Origin of the sequence: Comamonas sp. Z3 (assembly GCF_008121565.1) — a bacterium.
Lineage (GTDB): Bacteria > Pseudomonadota > Gammaproteobacteria > Burkholderiales > Burkholderiaceae_C > Comamonas > Comamonas brasiliensis.
The window spans coordinates 471,669-492,880 of the sequence record NZ_VOQU01000001.1; the positions used below are offsets into that span (position 1 = coordinate 471,669).

Annotated in this window: 22 protein-coding genes and 1 pseudogene; 13 read left to right on the forward strand and 10 right to left on the reverse strand. The window is 57.4% G+C overall.

Annotated features, from left to right (window positions below):
• Positions 1-49: 49 nt before the first annotated feature.
• Positions 50-505: a lipocalin family protein gene (locus FSY59_RS02290; RefSeq protein WP_050872578.1), complete on the reverse strand. Its 456-nt coding sequence runs from the start codon at positions 503-505 to the stop codon at positions 50-52.
• 916 nt (positions 506-1,421) lie between these two features.
• On the opposite strand from FSY59_RS02290, the pseudogene FSY59_RS02295 reads away from it, so the two are divergent.
• Positions 1,422-2,179 (forward strand): annotated as a pseudogene (locus FSY59_RS02295) (IS3 family transposase); the annotation flags it as partial.
• A gap of 37 nt (positions 2,180-2,216) precedes the next feature.
• Here FSY59_RS02295 and FSY59_RS02300 read toward each other — a convergent pair.
• Positions 2,217-2,786, reverse strand: coding sequence for a TetR/AcrR family transcriptional regulator (locus FSY59_RS02300; RefSeq protein WP_029158530.1), 570 nt, complete (start codon positions 2,784-2,786; stop codon positions 2,217-2,219).
• A gap of 85 nt (positions 2,787-2,871) precedes the next feature.
• Between FSY59_RS02300 and FSY59_RS02305 the strand changes: the two genes are divergently transcribed.
• Positions 2,872-3,339 carry a nuclear transport factor 2 family protein gene (locus FSY59_RS02305; RefSeq protein WP_003057023.1) on the forward strand — a complete coding sequence of 156 codons (468 nt, stop codon included), beginning with the start codon at positions 2,872-2,874 and terminating at the stop codon, positions 3,337-3,339.
• A 338-nt stretch (positions 3,340-3,677) separates the two neighbouring features.
• On the opposite strand, the gene FSY59_RS02310 is transcribed toward FSY59_RS02305, so the two are convergent.
• From FSY59_RS02310 to FSY59_RS02320, 3 genes are all read right to left on the reverse strand, one after another.
• Complete coding sequence (locus tag FSY59_RS02310) at positions 3,678-4,085, reverse strand: nuclear transport factor 2 family protein (RefSeq protein WP_148728388.1); 408 nt, start codon at positions 4,083-4,085, stop codon at positions 3,678-3,680.
• 53 nt (positions 4,086-4,138) lie between these two features.
• Complete coding sequence (locus FSY59_RS02315) at positions 4,139-5,575, reverse strand: aldehyde dehydrogenase family protein (protein ID WP_003057020.1); 1,437 nt, start codon at positions 5,573-5,575, stop codon at positions 4,139-4,141.
• Between the two features lie 488 nt (positions 5,576-6,063).
• Positions 6,064-6,648 carry an NADPH-dependent FMN reductase gene (locus FSY59_RS02320; RefSeq protein ID WP_085960117.1) on the reverse strand — a complete coding sequence of 195 codons (585 nt, stop codon included), beginning with the start codon at positions 6,646-6,648 and terminating at the stop codon, positions 6,064-6,066.
• A gap of 34 nt (positions 6,649-6,682) precedes the next feature.
• Between FSY59_RS02320 and FSY59_RS02325 the strand changes: the two genes are divergently transcribed.
• The 6 genes from FSY59_RS02325 (at position 6,683) to FSY59_RS02350 (ending at position 11,869) form a co-directional block, all read left to right on the forward strand.
• Positions 6,683-7,399 carry a GntR family transcriptional regulator gene (locus tag FSY59_RS02325; RefSeq protein WP_019043115.1) on the forward strand — a complete coding sequence of 239 codons (717 nt, stop codon included), beginning with the start codon at positions 6,683-6,685 and terminating at the stop codon, positions 7,397-7,399.
• 373 nt (positions 7,400-7,772) lie between these two features.
• Positions 7,773-8,633: a fumarylacetoacetate hydrolase family protein gene (locus FSY59_RS02330; RefSeq protein WP_148728389.1), complete on the forward strand. Its 861-nt coding sequence runs from the start codon at positions 7,773-7,775 to the stop codon at positions 8,631-8,633.
• 63 nt (positions 8,634-8,696) lie between these two features.
• Entirely contained in the window at positions 8,697-9,680 is a 984-nt protein-coding gene (locus tag FSY59_RS02335) for a tripartite tricarboxylate transporter substrate binding protein (RefSeq protein WP_255439106.1), read from the forward strand.
• 23 nt (positions 9,681-9,703) lie between these two features.
• Positions 9,704-10,282: an amino acid synthesis family protein gene (locus FSY59_RS02340; protein WP_148728390.1), complete on the forward strand. Its 579-nt coding sequence runs from the start codon at positions 9,704-9,706 to the stop codon at positions 10,280-10,282.
• 17 nt (positions 10,283-10,299) lie between these two features.
• On the forward strand, positions 10,300-11,295 hold the full coding sequence (locus FSY59_RS02345) for a zinc-dependent alcohol dehydrogenase family protein (protein ID WP_148728569.1): 996 nt from the start codon (positions 10,300-10,302) through the stop codon (positions 11,293-11,295).
• A 19-nt stretch (positions 11,296-11,314) separates the two neighbouring features.
• Positions 11,315-11,869: a VOC family protein gene (locus tag FSY59_RS02350; protein ID WP_148728391.1), complete on the forward strand. Its 555-nt coding sequence runs from the start codon at positions 11,315-11,317 to the stop codon at positions 11,867-11,869.
• A 204-nt stretch (positions 11,870-12,073) separates the two neighbouring features.
• Here the strand turns inward: FSY59_RS02350 and FSY59_RS02355 are convergent, their stop codons facing one another.
• Genes FSY59_RS02355 through FSY59_RS02365 form a run of 3 tightly spaced genes read right to left on the reverse strand, consistent with a single transcriptional unit; the run spans position 12,074 to position 14,450 of the window.
• Positions 12,074-13,051 carry a zinc-binding dehydrogenase gene (locus FSY59_RS02355; RefSeq protein WP_148728392.1) on the reverse strand — a complete coding sequence of 326 codons (978 nt, stop codon included), beginning with the start codon at positions 13,049-13,051 and terminating at the stop codon, positions 12,074-12,076.
• 3 nt (positions 13,052-13,054) lie between these two features.
• Positions 13,055-13,744, reverse strand: coding sequence for a type 1 glutamine amidotransferase domain-containing protein (locus FSY59_RS02360; protein ID WP_148728393.1), 690 nt, complete (start codon positions 13,742-13,744; stop codon positions 13,055-13,057).
• A gap of 49 nt (positions 13,745-13,793) precedes the next feature.
• Complete coding sequence (locus FSY59_RS02365; RefSeq protein WP_003057000.1) at positions 13,794-14,450, reverse strand: TetR/AcrR family transcriptional regulator; 657 nt, start codon at positions 14,448-14,450, stop codon at positions 13,794-13,796.
• A 321-nt stretch (positions 14,451-14,771) separates the two neighbouring features.
• On the opposite strand from FSY59_RS02365, the gene FSY59_RS02370 reads away from it, so the two are divergent.
• The 5 genes from FSY59_RS02370 (at position 14,772) to FSY59_RS02390 (ending at position 19,576) form a co-directional block, all read left to right on the forward strand.
• Complete coding sequence (locus FSY59_RS02370; protein WP_003056997.1) at positions 14,772-15,686, forward strand: helix-turn-helix domain-containing protein; 915 nt, start codon at positions 14,772-14,774, stop codon at positions 15,684-15,686.
• Between the two features lie 168 nt (positions 15,687-15,854).
• Positions 15,855-16,847, forward strand: coding sequence for a tripartite tricarboxylate transporter substrate binding protein (locus tag FSY59_RS02375; RefSeq protein ID WP_003056994.1), 993 nt, complete (start codon positions 15,855-15,857; stop codon positions 16,845-16,847).
• Between the two features lie 2 nt (positions 16,848-16,849).
• Complete coding sequence (locus FSY59_RS02380; protein WP_003056991.1) at positions 16,850-17,626, forward strand: SDR family NAD(P)-dependent oxidoreductase; 777 nt, start codon at positions 16,850-16,852, stop codon at positions 17,624-17,626.
• 19 nt (positions 17,627-17,645) lie between these two features.
• On the forward strand, positions 17,646-18,632 hold the full coding sequence (locus FSY59_RS02385; RefSeq protein ID WP_148728394.1) for a fumarylacetoacetate hydrolase family protein: 987 nt from the start codon (positions 17,646-17,648) through the stop codon (positions 18,630-18,632).
• On the forward strand, positions 18,629-19,576 hold the full coding sequence (locus tag FSY59_RS02390; RefSeq protein ID WP_187427876.1) for an NAD-dependent epimerase/dehydratase family protein: 948 nt from the start codon (positions 18,629-18,631) through the stop codon (positions 19,574-19,576). The genes FSY59_RS02385 and FSY59_RS02390 overlap by 4 nt, the downstream gene beginning before the upstream one ends.
• A 246-nt stretch (positions 19,577-19,822) precedes the next feature.
• Here the strand turns inward: FSY59_RS02390 and FSY59_RS02395 are convergent, their stop codons facing one another.
• Both FSY59_RS02395 and FSY59_RS02400 read right to left on the reverse strand, forming a co-directional pair.
• A complete protein-coding gene (locus tag FSY59_RS02395) occupies positions 19,823-20,398 on the reverse strand; it encodes a cupin domain-containing protein (RefSeq protein ID WP_003056981.1) in 576 nt (191 codons plus the stop codon).
• Positions 20,395-21,207: a cyclase family protein gene (locus tag FSY59_RS02400; RefSeq protein WP_148728396.1), complete on the reverse strand. Its 813-nt coding sequence runs from the start codon at positions 21,205-21,207 to the stop codon at positions 20,395-20,397. The genes FSY59_RS02395 and FSY59_RS02400 overlap by 4 nt, the downstream gene beginning before the upstream one ends.
• Between the last annotated feature and the right edge of the window lie 5 nt (positions 21,208-21,212).

Genomic DNA, 21,212 nt, shown 5'->3' on the forward strand with positions numbered 1-21,212 from the left:
AGATCCATCTGCGCGAACTCAAGGTCGCGGGGAAATGACTTTTCTGAAGTCAAGGCTGGTTCGATTGAGGGACCTTCGTGACACGGCTCAGGTCTATGCCCAGGGTTTTGGCCTTCTGTAGCAACAGATTGAACTGTTGTTCGGGAATGCTCTTATTGCGTGACAGAAGCCAGAAGTAATCCATGCTGCTGCCAATCACCAAAGAGGTCTGATAGTCCTCATCCAGGCTCACCACGTTGTAGCCGCCATAGAAGGGGCCGAAGAAAGATACCTTCAGAGCCGCCACATCTGACGACCCCAGGAATCGAGCCTTGCCCTCGGCTTCACGCCATTCCTGCTTGACCGAGTCAAATCCACGGTTCAGTACCGTAACGCTTCCGTCGTCTTTGAGGCTGTAGCTAGCCGAGACCTGGGTCAAGTCCTTCTCGAAGCTGTGATCGATGCGTGCCAGTTCGTACCACGTCCCCATGTAGCGCTTGGCATCAAAACCGGTGACCGGCTTCACCCCACTGGGTACATCAACGGCACAACCCGATAGAACAACATTGACCCCCACAAGGGCCACCGCAAGCGCTGTCGCGCGCATCAATGAGCTTCTCGAGATATGCATAAAGGTCCTTTTGTTTGTGTGCAATACAGAGGCAACGACCTGCGGCAGTTCTCTGCCTGAGCCAGCATGGTTCGCAGTTTGGATTCAGGCCGAATTTCACAAACGCTTCTCGAACGAGCCTGAAGGTAAGTCAAGCCGCCTGTTCGTCATATTCCGGTAGGGCGGCGCAGGGACCTGAGGTTCAGCTGTGTACCAGGCCGCGCATGACACTCACCCTGCGGAAAGGTCTGGCCACGATACGCCGACGTCGCGCTCTGCCGTTTTTGCAGGCAAGGCACTGATAGAGCTTGCGTGTCTTAGGCGCTGTCAGGTGCAGGATCTCCGCTCTGGCTCTCCCAGTGAGCAGCCGACTTGCCGTCGGCGTTCGGAGGTGCATATCCAGTTCTGTGTGCTCCTGGACAGTGATGAACGACCCCCACTAAAGCTGATCGAGGCATGGAAGCTTCCTTGACAAGTGAAAGACACTCATTGATACCAATAAGATCAAATTTTGAACTAATAAGTTCAAGTTGTAAACTTAAAGTGCCAATTTTGAACTGAAGGGTATTGAAAATGATCTTTTGTTTCGCGAACAAACTGTAAAAAGGGCGTGACCCTCAATCCAGGAGGAATCCAGCCCGTGCGCAGAAATGCTGGAGCACCGAGCCATCTCTCTGTCGCTCATCGGAGAAAATGAGATGTTTGGGCTTGTTGCAAAAGCTAGGTCCAGCCGTAGCGGGCTTGAGTTGACTGCCCGGGCGGGTGGCTTGGGATGTGGCAGTTGCCAATACCGTTCATTCATAGGCGGTTGGCTCGCATAGTTGGACCAAGGTTGCGCGAGCTGACGGCAGACTCGCTGCGGGCGTTTCCCGGCAAGGGCGTGATGAAGCCCGAGCAGGCCGAGATAGAGCGGCTGCGCAAGGAGGTTGCCAAGCTCAAGATGAAGCGCGATATCCTGAAAATAGCCGCGGTCTTCTTCGCCAAGGAGTCGATGTGAAGTTCGGCTTCGTTGCGAAACACCGAGGGGCCTGGCCGGTGAATCTGATGTGCGAGGCGCTCGGTGTCTCGCGAAGTGGCTTGCTGGATCGCCAGTTCAAGCCGATACACCGAACCGCAAATGGGTGGCCGACTTTACCTATATCTGGACGGCTGAAGGCTGGCTGTATGTGGCGGTGGTGCTGGACCTGTACTCGCGACGCATCGTGGGTTGGTCGATGCAGTCCAGCATGACCAGCCAACTCGTGGCTGATGCGCTGATGATGGCTGTTTGGCGTCGTGGGCGGCCGCGGGAATTGCTGCATCACTCTGACCGGCCGCCAGTACACCGGCGGGCACTTCCAGCGTCTGCTGAATGCGCAAGGCATCGTGTGCAGCATGAGCCGTGCTGGCGAAGTCTGGGACAACTCGGCAATGGAAAGCTTCTTCAGTAGCCTGAAGACGGAGCGCACGGCTCGCAAGATCTACTGCTCGCTCAAGCAAGCGAGGTCAGATGTGTTCGACTACATCGAGCGGTTCTACAACCCGACGCGTCGGCACTCGACACTTGGGTACATCAGTCCGATAGAGTTCGAGGAAGCTCGAGAAGCTTAGGCTGGTGTCGACGAAACCGGCAGCAGCCCAGACCACCTTATTTGCCCAGAATCCCTTCAACTGATGTTCTAAAGTTTTCCATCACTTCATCAACTGGTTGTCCCATCTGCGCATGAACGATGGCGCCATCTATCAGCAGCGATAGCCTCATTCCAGCAGACACCGCATCGCCAGCAAAGATACTGTCCAAAACAGATGACATTTTTTGCTTGTGTCGACGGACCGTTTCTAAAATTTCTGGTTCGGACGAACCGAGCTCGGCAGCAGCATTGAGAAAAGCGCAGCCCCTAAAGTCGGGCTGGCTGAACCAAGCTCCAAGAGTGGCAACTAGAGCTTCCGACGCAGAAGAACCGCGACCGGTTGCTTGCGCCAAGCAAGTCTGGAACCAAGAAATCCACTTCTCGTGCCGGTAATCGAGGTACGCCCGAATCAGGTCGTCTTTACTTGCGTATTGACGGTAGAAGGTGACTTTGCTGACAGACGACTGGTCAATGATTTTGTCTACGCCAGTCGCTCTGATGCCTTCTCTGTAAAAGAGGATGTGGGCCGCGACCAGGATTCGCTCCCGCGGAGGCAGCGACTCAGAAGGTTTTTCATCAGATTTCATGCAGTTATTGTAGACAGAGCGTTCTACTATCGCTAGCATTGATCATGTAGACAGATCGTTCTACTTGTTTTGAAGAGGTCATATCATGGAAAGTCGTCCACCCCTGCCCCCATTCACACAGGAAACTGCCATTAGAAAAGTCCGATTGGCCGAAGACGGCTGGAATACGCGCGATGCTGCCAAGGTCGCGATGGCATACACCGCTGACACCCAGTGGCGCAACCGCACAGAATTCGCCAACAGCCGAGCTGAAGCTCAAGCCTTCCTTGAGAGAAAGTGGAGCAAGGAGCTTGACTACAGACTCATCAAAGAGCTTTGGTTGCATGAAGGTAACCGGATCGCCGTTCGTTACGCATATGAGTGGCACGACGACGCGGGACATTGGTACCGCTCGTACGGGAACGAGAACTGGGAATTCGAGGCTGACGGCCTCATGCGCCGTCGCTATGCATGCATCAATGACATGCCTATCAAAGAATCGGAGCGGAAGTTCCACTGGCCGCTGGGTCGACGGCCCGACGATCATCCCGGACTGTCTGACCTCGGTCTGTAAGGGAAGCCTCGGATTACAGTGAGGAGAGCTGGCCGGGGGGACGACTGCTCACCAGCGGCATTCGTAGCACAGGCTTCACCGGTACAGCCAAAGCGGACGGCCCGCATTCGGACCAACCTCTCCCGACAGGTGCGCGTACTTTCCGTAGCGTCTAAGTGTGACTGATCTAGCGGTGCAAGCGGCGTGCCAGTTGCCAAATATCAAGCCTTTTTCGGCTGACCGCTCATCGTCGAATAGCGAATTACATTACTGCCAGCAGCAGTCATGCGCCTATCGGTACATGGCTGATGCTGGCGATGTTCCGGGACCTTGAACTCTGATAGTTTCAGGTGAACGGCTTAAGTAACGCTCATTGCAGTGGGAGTTGTCTGAAAGGCAATCTGACGCCACTGACCCTCGTGTTGGGTCCAGACTTGAAGAACTTGAGAGTCAATCCGAACGGTGCCGTTTCCATCTTTTCTGACTGCGACCAGTAACTGTCGGCCAGTCATCACGGCAGTTTCTCCCAGCACCTGGACGCGAAGGTTGGAACGATCGATCTGCTCATAGTTGACGTGCGTTCCGCCAGAGCGGAAATAGCTTTCGTAGCTATCCACTTGGCCTTTCGCGTGGACATGTGTGAGGTCCGGGTGTAGCAACTGTTTGAGCCGATCAAAGTCGCCCCTTTTCATGGCATCGCATCGTTGCTTTTCACGCTCCAGAATCTGAGCTTCGACTTGGGGTAATTCGGCTTTGGTATCAGTCATATCTTGGATTGGCACAAGGAAATCTCGGACTTGGCGGCAGTCGAGCTGCCTGTTCAGGCACAGGTGTAGGAGGTTTTGACAACAGTGAAAAATTCCTGGGAGTAGCGACCTTGTTCGCGCGGTCCGTAGCTCGAACCCTTGCGTCCACCGAAAGGAACGTGGTAGTCAACTCCTGCGGTGGGCAGATTGACCATCACCATCCCTGCCTGGCTATGGCGCTTGAAATGTGTTGCGTGCTTCAAAGAGGTCGTGGCAATTCCGGCTGAAAGACCGAAAGCCGTATCGTTGGCGGTGGCCAGTGCTTCCTCATAGTTCTTCACGCGGATCACGCTGGCCACAGGGCCAAAAATTTCCTCGTTATTGATGCGCATTTCGGAGGATGATTCGCTGAACAAGGCTGGCGACATGTAGTAGCCATCGTTGTCGCGCTTCAATCGCTCACCTCCTGTTGCCAGAGTGGCGCCTTCGCTCTTGCCGATCTCGACATAAGCGAGGTTCTGCTCCAACTGGGACAGAGACGAAACCGGTCCGATGTCAGTACCTGGGTCAAGTGCATCACCAATCCTGATATGTGCCATGCGGGCCTTCATCGCCTCGATGAAGCGTGGGTAGATGCCATCCGTCACGATCAAACGGCTCGAAGCGGTACAGCGCTGGCCGGTCGAGTAAAAGGAACTTTGCACGCATAGTTCAACGGCCTGGCCGAGGTCGGCATCATCCAGCACAACTTGCGGATTCTTGCCTCCCAGCTCCAACTGCACTTTCTTGTGTGTGGCAACGCATTGAGCTGCGATATGACGGCCGACACCCGCCGAGCCCGTGAAGCTGATGGCATGAATGGCTGGGTGCTCAACCAATGCGCTGCCAATCACGCTGCCGCGGCCCATGACAAGATTGAACACGCCCGCAGGTACGCCGGAGCGGTGGATGATGTCCGCCAGGGCCCAGGCGCTGGCAGGTACCAGTTCGGCTGGTTTCAGAACCACACAGTTCCCGAAGGCCAACGCAGGTGCAATCTTCCATGCAGGAATCGCCATCGGAAAGTTCCAGGGGGTGATGAGGCCGACCACGCCCACAGGTTCGCGCGTGATCTCTATCCCGACACCCGGACGTACCGAAGGCAGCACCTCTCCAGAAAGCCGAAGGCACTCGCCAGCAAAGAACTTGAAGATCTGGGCTGCCCGGGTCACTTCGCTCACGCCTTCGGCCTTGGTTTTGCCTTCTTCACGTGAAAGCAGCGTTCCAAGCTCCTCCTTGCGTGCAAGAAGTTCATTGCCGATCTTGTCCAGTGCATCCGAGCGCACTTGGATGTTGCTGGCGGCCCAGGCTGGAAAGGCTTGTGTAGCAGCAGCAACGGCGATGTCGACATCCGCTGCACCGCCTTGCGCATATACAGCGATGGCGTCTTCCAGGTTCGAGGGGTTGATGTCTGGTGCATAGCTCGCCCCTCTTGTCCATTCGCCGTTTATCAATAGATCGTGCTGATTCACAGATATCTCCGTTCGGGTTGTGAAAGACCAAGACGCCGATGCGCGAAGTCTGAATGCCTGTGCTCGACTGCCGAGACAAGGCTGAAAACAAGCCATTGCGTAACACGCTGCCGCCTGCTCATAGATCAAGAGGTCAGCGTGCGTACTCAGTGTTTTGTGCGTAAATTGTATTTTATGCACAAAATAATTTTCGGCAAAAGCTCTTTCCAGGTTGGCAAACCTGCATGGCGTCTCCTGGCTTTAGGATGAGAGAATCAGCGGAGAGCTCGTAGGTCCAGCGAGCTGACCTCTGCGTGCCTTAAGGGCTTGGGCGCGTCAAGCCTCCAGGCTGCGACAAACATTCACCGCGAGGACGGCGAGAGTCCGATATCTGGGCGTTCTGCATCGCCGGACGACAGGATTGCCTGGCACCGGCAATGCATGAATAGGAGGGCCCCTTTGACAAACGCCGAACAGCGTTCAAATTGGCCCCCGTAGGCGAAGCTGAATCAGTTCTGCTTGGTCCGTGCAGTTTGCCAGTGGATCTCATTGATCAGGTCGTCCAAGCCTGTCTTGATGAAGTTCAGGGTCGGCTCGTCCACCAGCCTTCCATCCTGAATACGGTTTGCGGCATTGGCAATGGCGATTTGCTGGCGCACCAATGGACGAGCAAGCGTCGCGGATAGGGCGTCTCGGATCTGGGCCTGGGCTCGAACGCCTCCAGCAGTACCAGGCGATGCGGTCATGATGAGTGCGAGCTTGTCCTTGAGCGGCGATGCAAACCCAGGGCGCGATGCCCAATCGATCGCATTCTTGAGCACACCAGGGATGCCGTAGTTGTACTCGGGCGAGCAGATCACCAAGCCATCCGCTTCTGCAATCGCAGTCTTGAGCCTTTTTACTGCTGGCGGTGGCGTGTCCCCGTCGAGGTCACCGTTGTATAGCGGGACGTCATCCAGGGGCAACAACTCCATGGTGACCGTTGGTGGAAGCAGTGGGGTGAGGCTGCGAAGTACTGCTGTGCAGTGGGATGCACTGCGAATACTGCCTGAAATCGCAACGAGGCGAACCGGGGTGTTGATGTCTACTTTCACTGAGGTTTACTCCTTCTTTCAATCTCCCAAGTTTATGCATAAAATTAAAAACATGTATAAAAAAGACGCCCCCACCAAAGCCCCGACCTTGATCGATCAGGCATTTGCGCAACTGCGTCAGGATGTGCTCAACGGCACGTACGGTGCCGGAGTGAAGCTCAAGCTCGATGAGTTGCAGACAGCCTACGGTTTTTCAAGCAGTCCGTTGCGCGAGGCTCTGAGCCGTTTGGCCCAAGAGGGATTGATACGCGCTGATGAGCGCCGAGGCTTTCGAGTTACCGCCATTTCTGCCGACGATCTGGCCGATATCACGCGCATGCGCATCATGTTGGATTCGCAAGCGCTTCGTGAATCCATTGCCTATGGCGATGACGCATGGGAGGCGTCGGTTGTGGGTGCTTTTCACCGCTTGGAAAAAGTGGAAAGCCGACTTAGCGACGGCCCCGTGGTGCTGGACCAGGGGTGGACTGACATGCACACGGCGTTCCACATGGCGCTGCTTTCGGCCACTCCTTCCGAGCGGCTGCGCACATTGAGTGCCAGCCTGTTCGATCAGGCTGAAAGATATCGCCGCTATTCAGCTCGCTTTCGCAAGACCTTCAAGCACAAATCAAATGAGCACCGCAAGCTCATGGATGCCACGCTGCGAAGGGACGCAGACACAGCGTGCGCGCTACTGGAGGAGCATATTCTCAGTACACAACGGAATGTGATGGAGGTTCTGGAAAAGGTGGAGAAGCAGCCAAGCTGATTCCATACCTCAGCGAAGTGCCCGCCGAGCTATCTCCTGACGTAGAGGCCGTTCTCTTAGCTAGCCGGTGCCAGGATAACGCTGTTGAAGCCATCCTCATACTGATCATGTCGGCATGGCAACCCCCTGCTGTTCCCCCAATGTGGACGTCTAGCTGCTAACCGGCTGCATCTTAAAAATTCCTCCTCGAATCAATGCTCACGCTCACGGGTCGTGAGCATTTTTTTTTGTGCATTTTTTAGCACCTTGGGCAAACCCTATGCATTAAAACTATTTTATGCACAAAAATAAGTTCATGCATGAAGTGGCTTTGGCGCAAAATTGCACGCAAGCCACATCCTTTTCACCACTCCTTATCGCTTGAAGGAAACCCATGAAACTGATGTCTTATTCGCTCGCCGGCCGTGAAACCTGGGGCGTCGTGATTGCCGATGGTGTCGCTGAGCTTGCTGCTCTTACGGGCTATGCCACGCTTGCCGATTTCATCGCCAGCCCTGACTTCGCGCGCCGCGATGCGTTGACAGATGGCCTGGCTGCCGATGCAAAGTTGGCCGACTTGACGTTCCTGCCGGTCATTCCTCGTCCGGAGAAGATCGTTTGCGCAGTGCGCAACTACATGGATCACCACCAGGAAGTGCTGGCCGCAGGAATGCAGCGAGAACTCTCCGAGGAGCCCCCGATTTTTCTGCGCGTGTGGCGTTCTCAGACTGCACACCAAGGCCCGATCGTGCGTCCCCATGTCTCCGACTCGTTGGACTGGGAGGGAGAGCTTGCCGTCATCATTGGCCAGGGTGGCCGCGACATCGCCGAGGCGGATGCCTGGGAGCACATTGCTGGCTATAGCTGCTACAACGATGCGAGCGTGCGGGAATGGCAGTTCCATGCCAAACAGATTGCATCGGGCAAGAATTTCGAGTCCACCGGCGCCTTCGGTCCCTGGATGGTGACAGCCGATGAAATCTCGCCAGGCCGTGAATTGAAGCTCGAGACACGCCTGAATGGTGCCGTGGTGCAGTCTAGCCACACAGGACACATGATCTTCTCGATCCCGCGCTTGATCGCCTATGCCTCCACCATCTTCACGCTGGTCCCGGGCGATGTGATCATCACAGGCACTCCAGCTGGCGTGGGCTGGAGCAAAAAGCCTCAGCAGTTCATGAAAGCAGGTGACGTCGTGGAAGTGGAGATCGAAGCCATCGGTCTGCTGCGCAACCCAGTGATAGCGCAGTCCTAATCCCTCCCTTCAGACTTCATCCACTTCACACGGGTAGAGCCAGGCCCAAAGAGGCCGCCGCCCATGGAGACAAACATGCACAGAAGACACTTCCTTGCCGCCAGCAGTGCGACGGCCTTGTCCTGGTCAACACTTCCGGTTATGGCTCAGACCTATCCGGATCGGGCGATCAAGCTGTATCAGGGCTTTGCCGCTGGCGGAAATGCTGATTCCATCGCCCGCGCCGTAGGTACGGAGATTGGAAAGGCCCTGGGACAACCCGTGATAGTGGAGGCCCAAACCGGGGCCGGTGGGACCATTGCGGCAACCACGGTGGCTCGCGCCAAGCCTGACGGCTACACCTTGTTGATGGCGACTGGCGGTCATGCGGTGGCCGGTGCTTTGTACAACAAGCTCCCTTACAACTCGGTAAGTGATTTTGAGATGATCTCGACGGTCACTTTCTTTCCGTTCCTGTTGGTGGTCAATGCAAAGTCCAAGTTTCAAAGCTTGCGCGAGGTGCTTGCCAGGGCCCAGGCTGAACCGGGTACCTTGGCATATGGCACGGCTGGAGTGGGCTCCACCCATCATTTAGCTGGAGAGCTGCTGGCCAAGTTGGGACGCGTGAGCTTGATGCATGTGCCTTATCGAGGCGACGCCGCAGCCGTCACCGCCCTGCTGGGGGATGAAGTGCCCTTCATCATCGCTCCGCCAACAGCCGTTCTTTCCAACATCCAGGCTGGCAAGCTGCGTGCGATTGCAACCAGTGGTGCACAGCGCTGGCCAGGTTTGCCCAATGTCCCCACAGTGTCTGAGCAAGGTGTGGCTGGGTACGACGTGCGCTCCTGGGCAGGGCTGATGGCACCTGCCGGCACTGCGCGCGCGGTGGTCGAGCGTCTGAATGCCGAGACGCAGCGGGCGCTTCAACTGGCCTCTGTGCGCAAACGTCTGGAAGACATCGGCGGTGAAGCGCGAGGCAGCACGCCTGAAGAAATGAAAGCCATGGTTGGTCATGAGCTTGAGAAGTGGCGCCAGGTTGTAGCCGACGCCAAGATTCCTAAACAATAAATGCACTCACCGAAAGTTCAGTCATGACTTTGATAGCAATTCGCAAACGCAGCCTCAATATCGAGACGATCTACCATGAAGGCGGCCCACCGGCTGAGCAACCTCTACGCGTAGCATCGGCCTGTGCTGTGGTTCGCAACCCCTATGCTGGACGCTACGAACCCGACCTGTTGCCTTTCATGGCAGAGCTGCGCAGCCTGGGCACCTTGCTCGCAGAGGAACTGGTGGTCACTTTGGGCAAAGAAAATGTCCAGGCCTACAGCAAGGCGGCCATTGTGGGCGTTAACGGAGAGCTGGAGCACGGTGCAGTTTGGCACGAGGCCGGTGGTTGGGCGATGCGCCATGTTCTGGGCGAGCCCAAGGCCATCGTTCCATCGGCAAAAGCTGTGGCTGCCACGGGCTACCGCCTGATGGTTCCTCTGCACTACATCCATGCCGCTTACGTGCGCAGCCATTACAACAGCGCGGAAGTCGGCATCCAGGACGCCCCGCGTCCTGACGAAATCCTCTTTGCCCTGGTGATGGCCGACGGTGGCCGTATTCATTCGCGCCTGGGTGGACTGACCCGCGAGCAAGTCTCGGTGCATGACGGGCAGCGCTGACCATGGAGACGAACACTATGACGATGAAAGCCGTGCAACTGCAAACCACTGGCGGCCCAGAAGTGTTGTCTCTGGTCGACTTGCCTCTGCCCCAGCCAGGTGCTGGTCAGGTGCGCGTGAAGGCTCATGCCATCGGAGCAGGCGGCCCCGATGTGTTGATTCGCAACGGCACGTATAAGTGGATGCCGCCATTGCCCGCTATTCCTGGCAACGAACTGGCAGGTATCGTGGATGCGGTGGGTCCGGGCGTGAGTCGCCTCGCTATCGGTGATCGGGTACTGGTCAGTGCACGTGAGCTGCCTCAGCGCGGGGGCTGCTATGCGCAGGCCATCTGCGTTGCGGAGTCCGTTCCGTTTGTACTTCCAGACACCATTGCCTTTGATGACGCGGTAAGCCTTGGCAATTTCCAACTCGCGTTGGCTTTGCTGGCCAGCAATGGCAATTTGCCGGCGCAATCCATTCTGGTGCCCGGTGCCGCAGGTGGAGTGGCGACGGCCCTGGCACAGGTGGCCAGATCTCGTGGCTTGCGTGTCATTGGCACAGCTTCCACCGCTGAAAAACAGGCATTTGCAGTAGAAAACGGCGTCACAGATTTGGTGAACGGCGATGTGAAGACGCTGCCTCTGCAGGTGATGGCACTTACTGATGGGCGAGGCGTTGATTTGGCATTTGACCATGTGGGGGCCGATCTCTTTATCGCCTGTCTGCGTTCTCTGGCACCGTCAGGCATGGCTGTGTCGTACAACATTCTGGCAGGCCCCCCGTCTGCTGATGTGTTCGACGAGTTGCGCAAATTACTAGCCAGAAGCTTGGCCATTCGCACTTTCTCTATCCATGCGGTAGATGCAGACATCACGCAACGCCGAGGATTGATGGAGGAAGCCATCAGGCTCATGGCGAGCGGCTTGGTCCGTGCACCACGTGCCATGCGTATGCAGCTGGCACAAGCTCGACAGGCTCACGAGCTGCTCGATAGTGGTGGCACTCTGGGCAAGCTCGTACTCATTCCCTGATTCCGTGGAGCTTGTTAGCATGAACCAACCCTATACCGCCAACCTGTCCCACTTCGGTATCTTTTGCCGCGATCTGGAAGTGATGAAGTCCTTCTACACAGGCGTTTTTGATATGCAGGAAACCGACCGTGGTGAGGGCGTGACCTTTCGCTTCGAGATCGTGTTTCTGAGCGGACGAAATGATCAACATCATCAATTGGTGTTGGCCGGAGGGCGCGGTGCCGATTCGCCGAGCACAGTGATGCAACTGTCTTTCAAGGTCCAGTCCATTGACCAGTTGCGCGAAGCGCGGCGTCGGGCACTGGCTTTGGGGGCGACGAAAATGCGCGGTCTCAATCATGGCAATGCGCTTTCGATCTACTGCATGGACCCTGAGGACAACACCGTGGAGGTTTACCTGGACACGCCTTGGTATGTGAGTCAGCCCCACGGAGACCCGTTAGATCTGGAGCAGAGTGATGAAGTCATTTGGGCGCAGACCGAGCGGGTCGTGCGCACAGACCCGAGCTTTATGCCTGTGGCCGAGTGGGCAGCCCAGTTTGAGCAGCGTCGTCAGGCGACTGGGAACGCATAGTAGGCAGTGCTTCACCACGAGTTGCGACACCTGAAGCTCAGGTGGGCCAGCACTTGGAAAAGCGGCAAGCCATCTGCATTGAGCAATGTCCTCAATGCTGTATTGGCTTGTCCCTTCCCATGGCGGAAAGTTGTGCCGCTGCAGTCGATAAGCAGCTGTATGTTTTGCTTGCTCCTTGGCGTCAGGTGCCCGCATCCCAATCACTTAGGCTCTTAGCAAGACCTTCCCTTTGCGGCCCGGCTGCAAGCTTGCGGCTGCTGCTTGAGCAGCATCATTGAGATCGAAAATGGCCTCTGCCGGAAGTTTGAGCTCACCCGACAATACCCGCTGCAGCAGTTCGCCAATCAAGCGCCGCTTGTTGTCAGGCGTCATGGCTTGACTGACCTTGCTACCCCAGAAGCCCTTTACCGTTGCTTGCTTGAAGATCAGAGATCCGGAGTCTATCTGCATGGGCTCACCGGCCATGGTGCCAAAGGAAACTAAGGTGCCTTCCTCACCCAATAGACTCAGTAGGGATGCACTGGCGGAGCCTCCAATGGAGTCCACGGCCGCACGAGCCAGCGAGCCGCCAAGAATGGAGCGAGCGCGTTCCTGCCAGTCTGGTTGTGCAGTGGACAAGGCATTGCCGATGCCCAGGGCGGCAAGCTCCTGTACACCTGCATCGCGCCGAACCAGGTTCAAGACGTGCACACCGCGTGCTTTTGCCAACATTGCCAAAGTCTTTCCGACCGCGCCATTCGCTGTGTTCTGCACGATCCATTGTCCCGGCTCGACATTGAGAAACTCCAGCAGCATCAGTGCGCTCAGTGGCATGGCAATGATTTGCGCTGCGGCTTCATCGGGAATAGCTGGCGGCATCGGCACCAGCACATTGGCAGGGGCAAGAAAGTACTCCGCCCAGGTGTTGTGGACTCCCGCTACGGCGACCCGCTGTCCCACTGTCGGGCCTACGACACCTTCACCCAGCGCATCGACGATGCCCACGGCCTCGCTGCCGCCAATCGCGGGAAGCTCAGGCCTGTAGCCGTAGCTGCCGCGGATCGTCCAGAGGTCATGGTTGTGGATTGGCGCCAGCAAGGTCTTGATGCGCACTTCACCGGGACCCGGTTGTGGGATGGGACGATCTATGAGCTCGAGAACCTCGGAAGGTTCGCCAAAAGTGGTATGGATAGCACTGCGCATGACTTATTTCTCCTGATGAGCGAGCATGGACAACAAGGCATGGGCCACGCCCTCGGAGCTGGCTGGATTCTGTCCCGTGATTAGACGTCCATCCGTGACGACATGCACCTGCCAATCCGGCGCTTTTTCATAGTGAGCACCCAAGCGCATGAACTCGTCTTCGATAAGAAAGGGTACGACGGTGGTTAGGTCGACTGCTGCTTCTTCGCTGTTTGTAAAGCCTGTGACATGACGACCGGCAACCAATGGTTGTCCATCAGCAGCCCGGACATTGATCAGAGCACTCGGCGCATGGCAGACGAGGGCGAGTGGCTTGCCGGCACGCGCGAAGGCCTCCAGCAGGGCAATGGAGTTGGGATCGTTGGCCAGGTCCCACAAGGGGCCATGGCCGCCAGGGTAGAACACGGCATCGAAATCGGTGGCGCTGACCTGATTCAGAGGTACTGTCGAAGCCAGAGCTGCCTGCGCTTCGGTGTCCTGGCGAAACCGCTCGGTGGCAGAGGTCTGGGCTGCAGGCTCATCGCTTTTCGGGTCCAAAGGCGGTTGACCTCCAGCAGGCGAGGCCAGCGTAATCATGGCTCCCGCATCTTTCAATGCGTAGTAGGGGGCCGCGAATTCCTCCAACCAGAACCCGGTCTTGTGACCGGTGTCGCCCAGCTTGTCGTGGGACGTGAGTACAAACAGAACTTTCATCAATGACTCCTTAGGTGTCGGAAATACAGTGGCTCTTTGCTTCCATGATTCAGGATGCAGAAGTGCAAGTGAGCAACCGCTCGGTGGTGTCACGAGCCTCCAGCAACGGCAATTTGTTCTGACTCAACTTGGCCAGAAGCGCTGCCCCTAGCCACATTTGATACAGCGCGCGGGCAAGCGCAGGAGACGGCTTCCCAGCGGGCAAGGACCCATCTTCACGGGCTTCGTCGATCAGGGAGGCTATTCTCGCCAGCAGGCGCTGCACGCCGGCGTCGAGCACCAGGCGCATGTCTTCGGAGAGGTCAGCCACTTCGGCAGCGAGCTTTACCACTAGGCATTCTTCGGCCCATCCAAGCGTGGGATTGCTGGGTGCTGAAATCCAGGCATCCCAGTACCGCATCAGTCGCTCACGACCATTGCCGGTTTCGCCGAGCAAGTCATTGAGCTTGTGTCCGTAGCTTTCCACATACTGCTGTAGCAGCGCGCAGCCAAAGGCTTCCTTTGACGAGAAGTAGTGGTAGAACGAACCCTTGGGCACGTTGCAGGCTTTAAGAATTTCGAGCAGGCCCAGACCTGCAAAGCCTTTGTGCAGCACCAATCGATACCCGGTATCGAGAATGTGCTGACGAGTCGCTTCGGCCTTTTTGCTGCGTATCATGTGCGTGATTATAAAAATAGACCGGTCGTCTATAAATGTTTCCAGCATGACCCATGCTGGCCACATGGCTTTGTCGGAGGCTGTTGAAGGCCACGGAGGATTGGATCCGAGAGCTGATCCAGGCATTGGATAGATCTGAGACTGCTGCTCAGTCGCCATGAAATGCCCAGGAGCTACCCGAGCTCATGCGGTTGGATCTATCGCATCATGGGTCGCCTCGATCTGGATTTCATTAGCCACATTCAAATTGACTCGCACTATGGCGGCGCTGGTCTAGCTGATCCTTTAAAGCGGTGTCTAGTGCAATGACCTCAAACTCATGCTCGCGCTAAGATCGACCTCTCTCATGACTGTTTGAGTGAATCCCTCATGGCGGTTCCCGATACGACACAACTTGATTCCCGTCGCTGGCGTAGCGCTGAACGAGCGTTTCAAGACGAACCGCTTGAAGCGGTGCCTCCCGAGCAAGTTCAATGCTCCAGCCTAGGCTTACCCTGGCATGGCATCTCGGTCTGGCATCAGCTCGCCAATGCAGAGGATCTTTATATCCCGCCAGCGGGTAAGCATTGCGTTATCGTGCGTCGAGGGCCAACCACGGGCCTGATTCAGAAGCATGGCGGCGAAATGCACAGCAGCCGGTGGAAAACCGGCGAGGCTTTGCTTCTGCCTGCACATACGCCCAGCTTCTGGCGTACAGAGTTGCCGAGAGACAACCTGCATCTGGACCTCTCGCCCCAATGGCTTCAGACGGTTAGTGGCCAGGACTGCTCTGCCGTTGCCCTGCGCAGCAGCTTTGGACGACATGACCCGGTGCTGGTTCAGTTGGTGCAGGTACTGCTGCAAGCCTTGGGCGACAACTCTGCGCTCAATCCTGCCTTCGCGGATGGAATCGCCATGAGTGTGGCGATTCATCTGCTTGAACACTATCGGGCTCCCCTCAGCGGTCCATCCAGCACAGCACTTTTGTCGGCCAAGCAATTGAAGCGCGTGCAGGCACTGGTGATCGAAAACATGGAGCAGCCTCTACCCATAGCTGTTCTAGCGGCCGAGGTGCAGTTGAGCTCCTATCACTTTGCCCGCAGCTTCAAAGCCACATGCGGTCTGACGCCCCATCAGTTCGTGCTGCAGCAGCGTATGAAGCGGGCACGCAAGCTCATGCTGGAGTCCAGTGATTCCATCGCAGACATTGCGCTGCGGGTCGGTTTCGGCACCGCCTCCCATTTTTCTCAGGCGTTCAGCAAATACTGGGGCACCACGCCCTCGAAATTTAGACAACAGCACTGAGCGGCATCCGAACGCTGGTGCTTACCTGCGTCAATGACGGCCGGGGCTTGCGCAATCCATCGACGATTTGCGCAAGAAATCGACATTCGGGGGCAGCGCGCTCTCCATACTCAATGACAACGGCCTTTCCTCTTCGGACTTAGGCCGGTTCAACGATATGGAGACATCATGATTTCAAGGCGTTCCCTGGTTTTGGCTGGCACATCGCTGCCGCTGGTGGCAGCTGCACCTTTTGCATTCGCGCAACCAACGACCTTCCCGCGTCGTCCCGTCCTCTGGGTGGTTCCCTATCCTGCTGGCGGCTTCGGCGATGCGGTATCGCGTGTACTGGCCCAGCACATGGCGTCTACGCTCAAGCAGCCGGTGGTGGTGGAGAACAAGCCAGGAGCCGGGGGACAAATTGCGGCAGCCCATGTCAAGCAGCAGCCCGCGGATGGTCATACCCTGCTGTACGGCGATATCGGCCCGTTTGCCATGAATGCAGCGCTGTATCCGAAGCTCAACTACAACACGCTCAAGGACTTCACACCGATTACTCGTCTGCTTACCTCCAGCTTGCTCTTGGTCGTGCCTCCCGGTAGCCCGTACAAGTCCGTGGACGATTTGATCAAGGACGCGAAGAGCAGGAAGGACGATCGCGCCATTACCTACGGCTCTTATGGCATAGGCAGCCAGCCGCATATCTGGATGGAGATGCTCAAGCGCGAGACCAGAGCCAGCCTTCAGCATGTGGCCTACAAGGGGGCCGCCCCTGCCGTTCAAGATCTGATGGGCGCTCACATCGAGGTGATGCTGGATGTGGCGGCCAACAGTCTGCCGTATGTTCAAGAGGGGAAGCTGCGCGCCTTGGCTGTCGTGGGGGCGGAAAAACGTCTCGAACGCCTTCCTCAAGTTCCAACTCTTTCCGAGCTGGGCTATCCAAACCTGAACGCTCCAGGTTGGACTGGTGTGGTGGTCAAGGCTGGAACTCCGCCAGACATCGCTGCGCAACTCCGCTCCGCGGTGGTTCAGGCGGTGGAGTCAGAGGAGATCCGCCGCCGGTTTGGTGATCTGGGCGTCACCCCGGCGCCTCAGACACCGCAGGATTTCGCTCGCTTTATTGAATCCGAGACCAAGCGATGGGGTTCGGTCATTCGTAGTGCCGGTGTGGTCCTGGAGTAAGAATGCCTTCAGAGTTGTTCGACCTGCACGGCAAAGTGGCATTGGTCACCGGAGCTACCGGTGGACTTGGTGCCGCGATATGCCGAGTTCTCGCAGCACAAGGCGCTTCGATACTGGCTTGCGACCGCGACAGCGATGCATGCCAGCGTATGGCCGAGGAGCTCCGCAATGGACAGGGGCAGGCGCTTGCGCTACCCGCTGATTTAGCGGACATCCCCGGCATTACCACGCTGGTTCAGAAGGCTCTGGCCTGGAAAGGGCAAGTAGACATCCTCGTGTGCAACGCCGGAATCCAAGGGCCAGCCGGCTCTTTGTCCGATATCGGAGATATCGATTGGCAGCAAGTCATGGATATCAACCTCCGGGCGTCTGTGGAGCTATCGCGGCATTTGTTGCCGGCCATGGCTCTTGCTGGCGGCGGAAGTGTGATCCTGATGTCCAGCATTGCCGGGATCCGCGGTAACAAAGCCATTGGTCTTTATGGCTTGTCCAAAGCTGCCCTGGCTCAACTTGCCCGCAATCTTGCGGTGGAGTGGGGTCCTCAGGCTATACGGGTGAATGCTGTATCGCCTGGTCTGATACGCACACCCTTGGCGCAACCACTGCTGAACCACGCTGAATTTATGCAGCGGCGCCTGTCGCTCACGCCGCTTCGCAGGGTTGGAGAACCGCAGGAAATTGCAGGGGCGGTTGCCATGCTGGCCAGCGCGGCTGGCGCCTTCATCACTGGACACAATCTCGTCGTCGATGGTGGAACCACCATCAGTGACGGCAACTGAAATTTTGCAAAAGCAGCATATGAAACTTGCCACGCTTTACACCGAACATCCAGACGGGCGTCTCGTTGTCGTCTCGCGCGACCTGTCGCTCATGGCGGATGCCTCGGGCATCGCACCAAATCTCAGGACAGCTGTTGAGGAGTGGGAGCGGACCGAATCTGCTCTGCAGGCTCTATATGTCGAACTCAATGAAGGTCGCTGCAAGAAGGCCCTGCCTTTCGAGCCCAAGCAGTGCAATGCGCCGTTACCGCGCGCGCCCCAGTGGTGCGATGGGTCAGCCTTTCTCAACCATGGCCAGTTGATGGAAAAGGCATTCAATACCCCGCCACAACCTGATGCGCAGACAGTCCCCCTGATGTACCAGGGAGCTAGCGACGATTTCCTCGGGCCCTATGCAGATGTGCCCCTGCCCAGTGAGGACGACGGGATTGATTTCGAGGGCGAGTTCGGCGTGATCCTGGGGGCAGTGCCCATGGGTGCGACACCGGATCAAGGTTTGTCAGCCGTGCGCTTGCTGGTTCAGATCAACGATTGGAGCCTTCGTACGCTGGGCCCGCGCGAGATGCGCACGGGCTTTGGCTTTCTGCAAGCCAAGCCGTCCACGAGCTTCGCACCCATCGCGCTCACGCCGGATGAGCTGGGACCTCACTGGAGTGACGGTCGGGTGTATCTGCGGCTGCATGTGGAGTGGAATGACGAACGTTTTGGAGAGCCGCATGGCCAGGAAATGAGCTTCAGCTTTGGCGACTTGATTGCCCACGCCGCGCGCACACGCCGTCTTTCGGCAGGTACGGTTATTGGTTCGGGCACGGTTTCCAACGTTAACCGGGCGGCAGGCTCGGCATGCATCGCAGAAAAGCGTGTCCTGGAGATCCTGGATCAAAGCAAGCCGACTACCTCGTTCATGCGCTTTGGAGACCGAGTCCGGATGCAGGCACGGCTGGAGGATGGAAGCGATGCGCCTTTCGGCACCATAGAGCAATGCGTTGTGAGGCCGCAGGTATGAGCCGTGTGCTTGTCACCGGTGCCGCCGGATTTGTTGGGCAAGCTCTGGTCGGGCGCCTGCTGGACGATGGCATCCAGGGCCGTCCTGTGCACCAACTGGTTCTATCGGACTTGTCCTTGGCTGGAGTCCGCAGGGATCCACGACTGGTGCTGGAGGAGGGCAGTGTGGCTGACAGAGCAGTCCAGCAGCGACTTCTGCGGCATCAACCCCAGGCAATCTTTCATCTGGCCAGCGTGCCTGGTGGCGCAGCTGAACGCGATCCTGTGCTGGGCCGCGGTGTGAACCTCGAGGCAACGCTGAATCTGCTGGAGACTTGCCAGGAGCTTGAGCAGGCGCCACGCTTTATCTATGCGAGTTCCATCGCTGTTTACGGGGATACTGGTACATCGAGCGTGAGCGAGGATATGACGCCTTCGCCCGCTATCACCTACGGCGCTCACAAGCTGGCTTGCGAGACCCTGTTGGCCGATGCCAGCCGTCGAGGCTGGGTGGACGGTTGCTCCCTGCGGCTGCCGGGAATTGTGGCTCGGCGCGACGAGAACCCTGGCTTGGCATCCGCCTTCATGAGCCAGCTCTTTTGGAAGATTGCAGAGCGGAAAGCTATTACATTGCCCATCTCTTCCGAGGGAAGATGCTGGTGGATGTCAGTGAAGACATGTGTGAAGAATCTGGTCCATATGGCCGCCATGGACTCGGGACCTTGGTCTGCTCGGCGCAGCTACCAAATGCCGGTCTTGCACCTGGGTATCGATGAGGTCGTCCAAGCATTGGCAAGGTGCCTGGGTGTAGACGCGGCGGCGCTTGTTCGTTACGAGCCGCACCCTTTCACCGACAAAAATTTCGCACGCTATCCGCAGTTGTCGACACCTCGTGCAATAGCGATCGGTCTACGCAATGATGGCTGCGCCGATGAGCTTGTGCGAAATGTATTCGACCACCCGTGACAACACGCTCGATCCCAGGCCTGTTCTCGACCACGTAACCAACCGGTCAGCTCAGGCCGTGCGTGTAATGCAGGGATGTATATGGGTATGACCTGAGCAGATTTGAATATCCGCTGCTTCTGGCTCAACGCAGAAGCAGCGTGCTGGTGGAGTCGTACCGAAGTCCTGATTGAATCGCCGCAGCCCAGAAGGACTCAGGCAGATAGAGTGGCACTGCCTCTTCGTTTTCCAGGCCGAGAGGCTGCATCACTCGAGCAATGAGGCAATCGCAGGGTGATAGGCACCGTCGACGAGCACAAACAGCATGCGGCAGGGCCGGCTCGAACGGTTGGCCCAGGCGTGGTTGGTGCCGCGCTGCACAACAACATTGCCCGGGCGTAGCAGCACCTCTGCGCCGCTGTCGAGTACCAGGGTCAGTTCGCCTTCGATGACGACGCCATAGTCAACCGACTGAGTGCGATGCATCAACGGGTGCGGCGAATCCGCCTGCACGGTCGATGCGGCTGCATCGCCGATCTGTGTAAAGGCGTTCAGCATCTCGCTTCTGTCTTGCGCGAGGAGCTCTGCGGTATCGGGCGGGATGTCGACGAATCGGATGCGTGTGCCGTTCTGAGGTGGCGGCAGCATCAGCTCGGCAAGTGTTGGGTCGGTGCCGTTATCCACCGGCGCTGGCGTGGCATGGGTGGCCCAAACTTCGTGGAATACCGTGCCAGGAATGGCCGCTATCTCGACTGCTGTGGGAAGTGGGCCGTGCGATGTGATGATGGCGCGACCTTGGTCGTCGTGGCCAGTGACAATGCGTTCAATGGGCGGCAAGCTCATGGTGCGATGTTTTCATCTTCAAAAATGGCGACTGCGCGTGTCCAGCCTGCAGATGCGCCACGGATCTTGTGCGGAAAGCAGCTGATGAGGAAGCCCGTGGGTGGTAAGGCTTCGAGGTTGTGCAGCTTCTCGAGATGGCAGTAGCCGATGTCGCGGCCGGCCTTGTGACCTTCCCAGATCAGGGCCTTGTTGCCAGTCTCCGCAACCTTGGCAGCGGTGTATGAAAAAGGCGCATCCCAGCTCCAGGCGTCCGTACCCGTAAGGCGCACGCCACGCTCGAGCAGGTACATCGTCGCTTCATAGCCCATGCCGCAACCAGCGCCCAGGTAGTCGGCATTGCCGTAGCGGCTACCGGCACGCGTGTTGACGACTACGATATCCAGTGGCTGTATCTCATGGCCAATGCGCTTGAGTTCGGCTTCCACGTCCGCCGCAGTAGCGACATAGCCATCGGGAAAGTAGCGAAAGTCAAGCTTCACGCCTGGCTGAAAACACCACTCAAGCGGCACTTCGTCGATCGTGATCGATGGCCGAGAACCGCCCAGCTTGGCGTCCTGGGTTGAATGGAAGTGCCAGGGGGCATCCAGGTGTGTGCCGCTGTGCGTGGTCAACGTGACCCACTCGGCAGCAGCTGCTTCGCCATCGGGGTAGTCCTCAGGCGTCGTGCCGGGAATCATCGCCATGAACTCTGGCAGCGTATCTTGATGCTTCTGGTAGGTGATCTTGGGTGCTAGCGGTGGCGGGTCAGAGAGAACGTCGTTTTCCAAGTAGATAGAGAGATCGACAAATCGGCGGCATGGCTTTTTCATATAAA

Bases quoted from the DNA above. Each gene is read 5' to 3' on its own strand.
- FSY59_RS02350 (WP_148728391.1), top strand. From the start codon at position 11,315: ATGAACCAACCCTATACCGCCAACCTGTCCCACTTCGGTATCTTTTGC.
- FSY59_RS02335 (WP_255439106.1), top strand. From the start codon at position 8,697: ATGGAGACAAACATGCACAGAAGACACTTCCTTGCCGCCAGCAGTGCG.
- FSY59_RS02395 (WP_003056981.1), bottom strand. From the start codon at position 20,398: ATGAGCTTGCCGCCCATTGAACGCATTGTCACTGGCCACGACGACCAA.
- FSY59_RS02300 (WP_029158530.1), bottom strand. From the start codon at position 2,786: ATGAAATCTGATGAAAAACCTTCTGAGTCGCTGCCTCCGCGGGAGCGA.
- FSY59_RS02345 (WP_148728569.1), top strand. From the start codon at position 10,300: ATGACGATGAAAGCCGTGCAACTGCAAACCACTGGCGGCCCAGAAGTG.
- FSY59_RS02340 (WP_148728390.1), top strand. From the start codon at position 9,704: ATGACTTTGATAGCAATTCGCAAACGCAGCCTCAATATCGAGACGATC.
- FSY59_RS02325 (WP_019043115.1), top strand. From the start codon at position 6,683: ATGCATAAAATTAAAAACATGTATAAAAAAGACGCCCCCACCAAAGCC.
- FSY59_RS02365 (WP_003057000.1), bottom strand. From the start codon at position 14,450: ATGCTGGAAACATTTATAGACGACCGGTCTATTTTTATAATCACGCAC.
- FSY59_RS02360 (WP_148728393.1), bottom strand. From the start codon at position 13,744: ATGAAAGTTCTGTTTGTACTCACGTCCCACGACAAGCTGGGCGACACC.
- FSY59_RS02375 (WP_003056994.1), top strand. From the start codon at position 15,855: ATGATTTCAAGGCGTTCCCTGGTTTTGGCTGGCACATCGCTGCCGCTG.
- FSY59_RS02385 (WP_148728394.1), top strand. From the start codon at position 17,646: ATGAAACTTGCCACGCTTTACACCGAACATCCAGACGGGCGTCTCGTT.
- FSY59_RS02380 (WP_003056991.1), top strand. From the start codon at position 16,850: ATGCCTTCAGAGTTGTTCGACCTGCACGGCAAAGTGGCATTGGTCACC.
- FSY59_RS02305 (WP_003057023.1), top strand. From the start codon at position 2,872: ATGGAAAGTCGTCCACCCCTGCCCCCATTCACACAGGAAACTGCCATT.
- FSY59_RS02390 (WP_187427876.1), top strand. From the start codon at position 18,629: ATGAGCCGTGTGCTTGTCACCGGTGCCGCCGGATTTGTTGGGCAAGCT.
- FSY59_RS02330 (WP_148728389.1), top strand. From the start codon at position 7,773: ATGAAACTGATGTCTTATTCGCTCGCCGGCCGTGAAACCTGGGGCGTC.
- FSY59_RS02370 (WP_003056997.1), top strand. From the start codon at position 14,772: ATGGCGGTTCCCGATACGACACAACTTGATTCCCGTCGCTGGCGTAGC.
- FSY59_RS02355 (WP_148728392.1), bottom strand. From the start codon at position 13,051: ATGCGCAGTGCTATCCATACCACTTTTGGCGAACCTTCCGAGGTTCTC.
- FSY59_RS02310 (WP_148728388.1), bottom strand. From the start codon at position 4,085: ATGACTGATACCAAAGCCGAATTACCCCAAGTCGAAGCTCAGATTCTG.
- FSY59_RS02400 (WP_148728396.1), bottom strand. From the start codon at position 21,207: ATGAAAAAGCCATGCCGCCGATTTGTCGATCTCTCTATCTACTTGGAA.